Here is a 10,052-nt window from a genome sequence, read left to right as displayed (position 1 = left end):
GATTCCCCATGCCTGAAATTCCCTCACTTCCTCGAGGTAGAGATCATATGCCGCGTCGGTCAGTGACGCAGCAGCACTCGATCCAATGATGAGCACTGCAATTGCGCAAAACGGGGCACCGGGACCGCATACGCTCGATACCGCCAAACCAGCTAGGGCTCCCCCGATCATACCGCCCGTGACTACGGTTCCCTGCCGTGCAGTCTCCGTAATCTTGTCATCCGCGCTTGCGATAGAGTATGCGGCAAGCGCACCTGTTATCAAGATGCCTACCTTTCCACCGACTCTAAGCCTCGCAGTCTTTGCACTGACTTTGGCATTGCTACGACCCGCTGCCTCAATGACGGCATAATAGGCTCGGTCCTTCTCTGCCTCTGTCAGAAGGCGAAAGGGTTTGGAGAAAAGTCGATTCGAATACCGATCCAGAATAGTCTCCAGACCAACGCCTTCTCCCTTCAAATTTTGTGCGGAAGCAAGCCCCCACGGGGATGTTACCTTGCGTGTCTCCTCCATAATCTGATTACGCGTTGATTGGCAAAACTCCGCCCCTTCGAGAGGCGTTATTCGACCGGCGTTAACTTCCTCTTGAACGATACCGCTTAGCCTGCGAATTCCGTCATCGTAGCGTGCGCGGACAGCCGCATCACTAATGGCCATGGTTGAAAAATAGAGTCCTGCGCTTTCCAAAGAATCGCGGGCGTTCTTCAGAACATTGCTTGACAATGCGTGCTCTTGCTTCGTCTGGAATGGACCGTTTACGGCGGTTGACGTACTCGCTTGGGCTTTTGACATATTTACCCCGTGATTGCTGAAAGAAAAGACTCCGTAACGGAACCGGACGCCCGCGCGATCATTACCTCGCGATTGCTGAGAGAAGAGATTCGGTTATAGAACCCGATGCGCCTGCGCCGCCGACCTGTGATAGTGCAACGTGAGAACATGTGCTGTCGTTATCCGCGCGCTCGAAGCGAACCTTGTTATTTGCGTCGAATAGTCCGGTTTCCTCCGTGCCGTCCGTAAAGGTTGCTACGCACCGCAGGCCCTCGCAGCTTCCGGGCTCGTTTAGAGAAAACGTGATCCAGTGATTGCCAGTCTTGGTCAACGGTACTGCGTTCGCAGCAGAGCGCCGCGCGCCGATGTCGATATGCACGAACATCCCGGCATCTGCACCCGCAATCACGCGATTCTTGCCGCACGGGCATAAAACACGGTCGCCGTTGATAACAACGACGCGTCCGTTTTCTCCGGTACCTTCGCCGGTGCCTACGATGTTCCACAATCCCTTGCAGTTACCGCACGTTGCCTGGTCTCCAAAGAGCGCGAACTTCCGACCGTCGTCGTGAATCGTCGCGCTGAATGCAACGACTTTTCCGTCCGTCGTCGTCGGGTCGCCGTGACGCACAATAGGAATACGCATGACTGCTCCGTTATTGACGCGGAATCGCGACACCGTGTTTGTCAACGGGGACAAAGTTGGTGGACGTTTGCGGATCGCGGTCGGGGCTGTCGTTGATGACATCGCCGTTGTCAAGCAGACTGCCGACGACTGCAAGCTGCTGGAACGTGGGTGTATCTGGCAGGCCGACTCCCGTAATGATTTTTGCGCGCGTGCCGTCTGCGTACTCGATGAAGTCGCCGACGCAGGCAGACTTACGATGAGTGCCGCGAACGTCGAAGCTACTCGTCGCTTCGCGCAGCACGCCGCCGAGTCTGGTTGTTGCTCCCTTAACAGCAAAGCGATAGATCGGATCGGTGGAATGCGGGGGCACATAGTCGGCATCGAAAAGTCCGTCGATGGTGCTGCCTGCACGCACGGAGATGCCACTCCCTTGCTGCAATGTCTCGATGATCCGGTCGCCGTTACTCAAGCTGCTGCCGGCCAGCGCAGCGGGTTGGCCGCCAAGTACGAGAGCAAGACCCGCGCCGTCCATAATCACCGCCTCGCTACCATCCGGGTATGTCACTACGTCGCCGACACGCGCCATGTCCAGATCTGCGATAGCGGGTCCACCCGTCGCCGTGGTGACACGTCCGCCTCTTGCGGTAAGCGAACCGATTGTGGCGAACAGATATTTGATTTCGTTGGTTGCGTCTTCTTTCATGCGCCAGTCTCCTTCAGGGTTGAATGCGCCGATGCGCCTAATCTATCCGCGTCAGGCGAGTCTGGCTGTCAACCTTTGCAAACTCATCGGACTGCGGCCTAAAGAGGAAACGCCCGTTGTGTGCGTTGTCGCTAGCGGCAACGGGATAGGGGCGGTGGAGGCGAAGCGTGTGCGCGCCGTTTGCGAGAAAGGTCGGTGTTCAACTGCGGGTCGGGGCTGCGGGAGCCGTGCTACGTTCGTGCCAAAGACCTGACGTGAGCAACGACGACACTTAGGTATTCGCGGTTTGAAACGCGTTTCTTTGCTTCGTTTCTTTGCAGCGTTTGCAAAGAAAAGAAGTCCCGCCCCGGACAGAGGCTAACAGAAATAAGCAAGAAAATACTACTTATGCAGAACGACCACGCTAGCAGAAGGACTCAACGCTCTCCCCACACTCGCCGCGCGCAGCCCCCCCGCCGCGCACAGCACCCCGCCCCCCTAACCGCCGACAGCAGGACCTTCGTACATTTGCCTGCTATGCCTTGCGATCTGTCGCTCCTCCTGCGTCTCGATGACTCGAAACCCGCCCCCGAGAAACTCCAGCCCCGATGAAATCCGCTCGCGCAGCGACCCGGCGTGTTCTCCTATCCCCCCAGTGAACACAACAAGATCAACACCGCCCATCAGCGCAGCGTACGCCCCGATCGCCTTGCGCACCGCCGTGCAGAACATATCGACGGCGAGCATCGCATCAGGATCGGCCCGCGCGGCAAGCGCCTGCATGTCGTCGTTCGAATCCGACACGCCCTTGAGCCCGCTCTCGTAATTGATGAGATGTTCAAGCGCGTCGGCGTCAAGCGAACCCGTGCGCATCAGGTACACCAGCACGCCGGGATCAAGGTCCCCCGTGCGTGTGGCCATCGGAATGCCGCCCGTAGGCGTGAGGCCCATGGTCGTATCGATGGAGTGGCCGTCCCGGATCGCGCACAGGCTCGCACCGCTGCCAAGATGCGCGACCACAAGTCTTGCGGGCAGGTCCTGTCCAAGACTCGACACGATCGATTCGTACGACAACCCATGAAAGCCGTAGCGAACCACGCCTTCGATCGCGTAATGCTTCGGTAGGGCAAGGCGCGTCGCGCACGCCGGCATGGTCTGGTGGAAGGCGGTATCAAGACAGGCGTAGTGGGGAATGTCGCTAAAGATCTGCTGCGCTTCGTCAAGCAGATCAAGCGCTGGAGGCAAATGCAACGGCGCGAACGGGATCGCATCACGCAAGGTCTGTTTCACCTCGTCAGTGATGCGCGCGTGCGTGGTCAGATGCGGGCCGCCATGCACCACGCGATGACCCGCAGCAACCAGGGGCCGATCCAGATGCCGGTGCAAGACATCGGCTACGCGCTGCAAGGCCTCGTGTTGCGACTCCATCACGTGGCTCTGCTGGATGTCGATCGTGCCATCCAGGGAACGCATGGTGAGCGAGCCGTCGCCACGGCCAATCCCTTTCGCACTGCCGGTGAACCACGCGGTTTCGTCGCCGCCGGCCGGCGTAAATACGCCGAACTTGAGCGAAGACGAACCGCTGTTCAAAACCAGAATGCCTTGCGTAGAGGGCAGCGCAAGGGTGCGCATCGAGGTGTCCGTCGAGGTGTCCGTCATCCCTTAGCCCGTCCAGGTCCAGTTGCGGATCTCGTCGCGATCGATCCCTTCCGCGTGCGCGTAGTTGATGCTCTCGTTGATCTGGTCCTTGAGCCAGTTCTTCGTATGGGCGCCGGTGTCGCGAAGGCGCGGCACGCGATCGATCACATCCACGCACAACGAATAGCGATCGACCTGGTTGATGATAGCGAGTTCGAACGGGGTGTTGATGTTGCCGCGCTCGCGATAACCATGCACATGCATGTTCTCGTGATTCGTGCGGTTGTAGGTGAGCTTGTGGACCAGCGTAGGATACGAATGAAAATTGAAGATCACGGGTTTGTCGCGCGAAAAGAGCGAGTCGAAATCGCGCTCCGACAAACCGTGCGGATGATCGCTTGCAGGCATCAGTCGGAACAGGTCGACCACGTTGACGAAGCGAATCTTGAGGTCGGGGAAATGCTTCTTGAGGATCTCGACGGCCGCAAGGGACTCCATGGTGGCAATATCGCCGGCACAGGCCATGATCACATCCGGCTCACTGTTTTGATCAGTCGATGCCCAGTCCCAGATGCCTATGCCCTTGGTACAGTGCGCGAGCGCATGCTCCATGCTGAGGTATTGCAGGTGCGGCTGCTTGTCGGCCACGATCACATTGATGTAGTCGCGGCTACGCAGGCAATGGTCCGCCACGCTAAGCAGGCAGTTGGCGTCCGGCGGCAGGTAGATGCGCACGACTTCGGGGCTCTTGTTCGTGACGACATCGAGAAATCCCGGATCCTGATGCGTAAATCCGTTGTGATCCTGGCGCCATACGAGCGACGTGATCAGCAGGTTCAATGACGGCACGGGCGCCCGCCAGTCCAGTTCGACCTTGGCCTTTTCCAGCCACTTTGCATGCTGGTTGAACATGGAATCGATCACGTGAACGAAGGCTTCATAGGTCGCGAACAAACCGTGCCGGCCTGTGAGCACATAGCCTTCGAACCAGCCTTCGAGCGTATGTTCGCTCAGCATTTCCATCACGCGGCCGTCGGGCGATAACGCGCCGCCGTCGCTGTCTTCCGGCTTGATCTCAGCGATCCAGCGCTTGCCCGACACCTCGTACACGCCATCGAGCTTGTTGCTGGCGGTCTCGTCGGGCCCGAACAACTTGAAGTTATTCATGTTGCGCTTGATGACATCGCGCAGGAACGTGGCGAGTACTTCGGTGGGCGAATGATAAGTGGCGCCGCCTTCCTTCACGGCGAACGCGTAGTCGCGGATGTCGGGGAGGTCCAGCGAGCGGCGCAAGCGGCCGCCGTTGGCATGCGGATTCGCGCTGATGCGCCGGTCGCCCTTGGGCGCCATCGCCTTGAGTTCTTCGATGAGCGAACCGTTTTCATCGAAGAGGTCCTCGGGCTTGTAGCTGCGCATCCATTGCTCGACGATCTTCAGGCTCTTCGGATTCGTCACGGGATCGAGGACCGGCACCTGGTGCGCACGCCAGAAATTCTCGACCTTGTGACCGTCGACTTCCTTGGGACCGGTCCAGCCTTTGGGCGAGCGCAGCACGATCATCGGCCAGCGGGGACGCGTGGTGTCGCCGGTCGAGCGGGCGTGATCCTGGATTGCGCGAATCTCGCCAATACACGTTTCGAGCGTCTGCGCCATCAGTTGATGCATGACAGCGGGATCGTCGCCTGAAACGAAGTGCGCCTTATACCCATAACCCATCATCAAGGCTTCGAGCTCTTCCTGCGGTATCCGCGCGAGGATGGTCGGGTTAGCGATCTTGTAGCCGTTCAGATGCAGGATCGGGAGGACCGCGCCGTCCTGAATCGGATTCAGGAATTTGTTCGAATGCCAGGAGGTTGCAAGCGGGCCCGTTTCCGCTTCGCCGTCGCCGACCATGACGGCCACGATCAGGTCGGGGTTATCGAACGCGGCGCCGAAACCGTGCGCGATGCTATAGCCGAGCTCGCCCCCTTCGTGAATCGATCCCGGCGTCTCGGGCGTGCAGTGCGAACCGATGCCTCCCGGCGATGAGAACAGGCGAAACAGTCGCAGCATGCCGGTTTCGTCAGGGCTTCGATCAGGGTAGACCTCGGAGTAATAGCCTTCCAGATACGAATTGGACAGGGTCGCCGGCGCGCCATGTCCCGGCCCCGAGATAAACATGACGTTGAGGTCGTCCCGGAGGATGAGGCGGTTCAGGTGGACCCACGTGAACGACTGGCCCGGATCCGATCCCCAATGACCGAGCAGGCGGCGCTTGATGTGCTCGGCCTTGAGCGGTTCGCGCAGCAGCGGATTAGCGCGCAGATAGATCATGCCGACCGACAGGTAATTGCACGCGCGCCAATATGCGTCGATCTTGCGCAATTCGTCAGAGGAAAGAGGAAGGGAGCCGAGAGTTGCTTGTGTGTCCATGTCGTATTCCTGGGAAGAGGAAAGTGCTGTAACACTTGAAAAGAGCGCTCGCGGTGGGCGGGCACCGGGGACTCGGGTGATGCGGCCCGCGTATTACGCCAACATGACACGCGTCTAAGACAACTCTATGACGTGCCGCCGCGTCTAAGCCGGGTTTTTCATGGTTGGATGCGCTAAGTCAACGCTCGCTCACAAATCCGATAGCGCGAGCGGCCAGAGGACGGCGGTAGCAAGCGCCATGCCAGACAACTTGGTTACCCAATCTCAAGAATGCTTTTGCCCAGCCGTTAACACCCGATAACACACGAGCCAGCCTGTGATGTTAGCCAAGCATGTAATTCGATCAGCACCAAAATCCCGGCTCGGGTATCAACGTTAAATTAGATGGGTTATATGCTGAAGAAAGTAAGCGTGTCCGCTGGACTCCTGATCGTACTAGCGCTTTTCTGCCTGTTTCAAGTGACCACAGAAGGTCTCGGATTCTGGTCACTCACCACCACTCACAGCGACATCGAGAAGCTCTCGAATATCGCGCTCAAGCAGGTCAACCAGGTCAATGAAACGACCCAGCATCTGATGGATGCGCGTATCAACCTGTCACGCGCCGGTACCCGGATGGTGCGCGGCGGGACTGAACCCGCCGACATCGTGCAGCACGCACGCGAGCAACTGAGTTTGTCGGAGAAGTCCTTCGCGGCCTTCGCCAATGCGCCGAAAACCGGTGCGGAAAATGAGGCGCGCACCGCCGCCTTGCAGGATAAATACGAGGCGTATCACAAGGCGCTTGGCGAACTGGCGGAGTATCTCGACGCCAATAATATCCAGGCCTTCCTCGACCAGCCCACGCAAGGCTTCCAGGACGGCTATCTTGCCGAACAGAAGAATTTCGCGACGTTCAGCGACGCGGCCGGCCAGTCGTACCTCGATTCCATCGACGATCGGCTGAGCCTGTTTCGTATCGTAGGCGTGGCGATCCTCGTGGCGCTTGCAGCGGGTGTCGTGCTTGTGCATATCGCGTTACGTCGCGCTGTGATCGCGCCGCTGGAAGAGGCGGGTCGCCACTTCGAGCGCATCGCTCGCGGCATGCTGGATGAGCGCATAGCGGATCGTGGCAGCAACGAGATCGGCCGCTTGTTCGAGGGTCTCGCGTCGATGCAGTCAAGTGTCGCGCGCACCGTGAAGACCGTGCGCGACGCGTCGGATTCGATCAACCTGGGCGCGGACGAAATCGCTAGCGGCAACGCGGATTTGTCGGCGCGGACCGAGAACCAGGCTGCGTCGCTGGAAGAAACCGCTTCGAGCATGGAAGAGCTGACCGCCACCGTTCGGCAGAACGCCGACCATGCCCGGGAAGCGAACACCCTGGCCGGCGAGGCGCTCAGCGCAACGTCGCGTGGCGCCGGCGTGGTCGACCAGGTCGTCGACAAGATGCGCGGGATCGCGAAGAGCTCCGACAAGATCGCGGAGATCATTTCGGTGATCGACGGCATTGCTTTCCAGACCAACATTCTCGCGCTGAACGCGGCTGTCGAAGCGGCGCGCGCGGGCGAGCAGGGTCGCGGTTTTGCTGTCGTCGCGGGCGAAGTGCGCGGGCTTGCGCAACGCAGCGCGCATTCGGCGAAGGAGATCAAGGAACTCATCAATGAATCGGTCTCCCAGGTGAGCGACGGCTCCGCGCTAGCGGAACGCGCGGGGCAGGCGATGCGCGAGGTATCGGGGTCGATCTCGCGGGTCACGCAGATGATGGCGGAAATCAGCGCGTCGTCCCGCGAACAGAGCACGGGGATCGAGCAAGTCAATCAGGCCGTCGTGCAGATGGACGATATGACACAACAAAACGCGGCGCTGGTGGAGCAGGCAGCGGCGGCGGCATCGTCGCTGCATGAACTGACGTGCCAGCTGACGGCGGCGGTCTCGGTGTTTCATATATCGAACGAGGTGTGGTCTGCTCGTGGCGAAAGCGAGCTTGCTGTCTCGTCCTAAGAGGAACAACTGGCGGAGGCGATCTCGGTGTTCAAGCTGTGCGGGGTCGCCGCTGCGGGCCTTTAAGTCGGGCGTTGGGCAGCGACGGTTCGGAACCGCTCTAACCTATAATCAACGTCCTCCCTCCGAGCGCCAGCGACCCACCCGCCCAATGAAACCCGGTAACAATGGAACAGCGCCAGCGCTCGAATGCCGCGCCTTAAGCAAGAAATACGGCTCGGGCCGCGTGGTGCTCGACCAGCTCGACTTCGTGCTGGCGCCTGGCGAATTTGTCGCCATCATGGGCGACTCGGGCGTCGGCAAGTCGACCTTGCTAAACCTGATCGCGGGCCTTGATACCGCCGATAGCGGCGCGGTGCTGATCGACGGCGCGAACATCGCCGGTCTCGACGACAACGCCGCCACCCGCTTGCGACGCCAGAAACTCGGCTTCGTATTCCAGGCTTTCCATGTATTACCGCACCTGACGCTCGCTCAAAACGTGGCGCTCCCCTTGCTGCTTAACAACACTCCGCCATCCCATGCGCTCGACATGCTGGCGGCGGTAGGCTTGAGCGGGCGAGGCGACGACTTTCCCCGCCAGTTGTCCGGGGGAGAACTCCAGCGCGTCGCGATCGCGCGCGCCCTCGTGCATGCACCCAAGCTGATTCTTGCCGACGAACCGACGGGCAATCTCGACCCTGACACCGCGCACGACGTGCTCATGCTATTCCGCACGCAAATCAAGGCGACCGGCGCGGCGGCAATCATGGTGACGCATTCGCAAGCGGCGGCGGCAGTGGCAGATCGCATCCTGATCCTGCGCCACGGCGCGCTGCACGTGTCGGACACTGTCGATGAACGGGTTTCACGAACCGCCGATGAGTGAAACATCTACCGCACGCATCAAGGGCTCCAGAATTCTGGCCCGCTGGCTGCTCTGGTCCGAGTGGCGAAGCCATCCGGCTCGCGCTATGGTCGCGATCGTCACCATCGCGCTCGGCGTGGCGCTCGGTTACGCGGTCCAGCTAATCAACAGCGCAGCATTCAACGAATTTTCGGCCGCCACCAAAAGCTTGTCCGGACAGGCAGACCTACAGGTCCGGGGCGCGCAACCGACCCTCGACGAAAGCTGGTATCCACGCCTGTCAGCCGAGCCGGGCGTCGCGCTGGCCAGTCCCGTGCTCGACCTCGATGTGACCGTCCCGCACCAAAGCGCATCGCTAAAGCTGCTTGGCATCGATGTCTTCAAGGCAAGCCGCATGACACCCGCGCTTGTCGGCGTGCCATCGGCCGAACATCCCTTCGACACCCTCGCCGACGACACCATTTTCCTGTCCCCAGCCGCGCAACAATGGCTTAAAGCTAGTCCCGGCCAGGAGGTCGCGCTGCGTAGCGGCACCGCTCTCGTGCGCCTGCGCGTCGCGGGCGGCCTGGCTGAAAGCAGGGTGGGGCAACGCCTCGCGGTGATGGATATCGCCGCCGCGCAATGGCGGTTCGGGAGAACGGGCAAGCTCTCACGCATCGACCTGCAACTCGAGCGCGGAATCGATCGGGAAAGTTTCAAGAAGAAGCTGCAGGCACGCCTTGGCAACGAGCTAGTGATCTCCGAGACCCGCGACGACGAAAGCCGGACCGACAGGCTTTCGCGCGCGTATCGAATCAACATGAACGTGCTGGCGCTGGTCGCGCTCTTTACGGGCGCATTCCTGGTGTTTTCCACCCAGGCACTCGCCGTCGTGCGACGCCGCTCGCAGTTCGCCATGCTGCGGGTGCTGGGCTTCACGCGCATCCGCTTGCTAGCCCAGGTCCTGCTTGAGGGAGCATGGTTAGGCATCCTCGGTTCAATCATCGGCCTGGCGCTCGGCTTCGCGATGGCAAGTACTGCGTTGCGATTCTTCGGCAGCGATCTGGGCGGCGGCTATTTCCCGGGCGTGCAGCCGCAGGTCAGCTTCGAGC

8 protein-coding genes are annotated in these 10,052 nt (G+C 60.3%); 3 read left to right on the top strand and 5 right to left on the bottom strand.

Annotation, left to right across the window (positions count from 1 at the left end):
• The 5 genes from WCA53_RS19715 to WCA53_RS19695 form a co-directional block, all read right to left on the bottom strand.
• Nucleotides 1–792: hypothetical protein (locus WCA53_RS19715; RefSeq protein WP_423914482.1), on the bottom strand; the 792-nt coding region annotated here is incomplete at its 3' end.
• Nucleotides 793–853: 61 nt separating this feature from the next.
• Nucleotides 854–1,417, bottom strand: coding sequence for a PAAR domain-containing protein (locus WCA53_RS19710; protein WP_423914477.1), 564 nt, complete (start codon nt 1,415–1,417; stop codon nt 854–856).
• A gap of 10 nt (nt 1,418–1,427) precedes the next feature.
• Nucleotides 1,428–2,102 carry a PAAR domain-containing protein gene (locus tag WCA53_RS19705; protein ID WP_423914473.1) on the bottom strand — a complete coding sequence of 225 codons (675 nt, stop codon included), beginning with the start codon at nt 2,100–2,102 and terminating at the stop codon, nt 1,428–1,430.
• Nucleotides 2,103–2,579: 477 nt separating this feature from the next.
• Complete coding sequence (locus WCA53_RS19700; RefSeq protein WP_423914470.1) at nt 2,580–3,713, bottom strand: acetate/propionate family kinase; 1,134 nt, start codon at nt 3,711–3,713, stop codon at nt 2,580–2,582.
• A 30-nt stretch (nt 3,714–3,743) separates the two neighbouring features.
• Nucleotides 3,744–6,131: a phosphoketolase family protein gene (locus WCA53_RS19695; protein WP_423914467.1), complete on the bottom strand. Its 2,388-nt coding sequence runs from the start codon at nt 6,129–6,131 to the stop codon at nt 3,744–3,746.
• Nucleotides 6,132–6,524: 393 nt separating this feature from the next.
• Between WCA53_RS19695 and WCA53_RS19690 the strand changes: the two genes are divergently transcribed.
• From WCA53_RS19690 to WCA53_RS19680, 3 genes are all read left to right on the top strand, one after another.
• On the top strand, nt 6,525–8,114 hold the full coding sequence (locus tag WCA53_RS19690; protein ID WP_423914465.1) for a methyl-accepting chemotaxis protein: 1,590 nt from the start codon (nt 6,525–6,527) through the stop codon (nt 8,112–8,114).
• A 151-nt stretch (nt 8,115–8,265) separates the two neighbouring features.
• A complete protein-coding gene (locus WCA53_RS19685) occupies nt 8,266–8,982 on the top strand; it encodes an ABC transporter ATP-binding protein (RefSeq protein ID WP_423914462.1) in 717 nt (238 codons plus the stop codon).
• Nucleotides 8,975–10,052, top strand: a 1,078-nt coding sequence (locus WCA53_RS19680; protein ID WP_423914457.1) for an ABC transporter permease, incomplete at its 3' end; no start/stop codon positions are given. The genes WCA53_RS19685 and WCA53_RS19680, both read left to right, overlap by 8 nt.

The organism is Caballeronia sp. (assembly GCF_049581465.1).
GTDB lineage: Bacteria > Pseudomonadota > Gammaproteobacteria > Burkholderiales > Burkholderiaceae > Caballeronia.
Note: the sequence above shows the minus strand (reverse complement) of the source record. Positions and strands in the feature narration are given on the sequence as shown.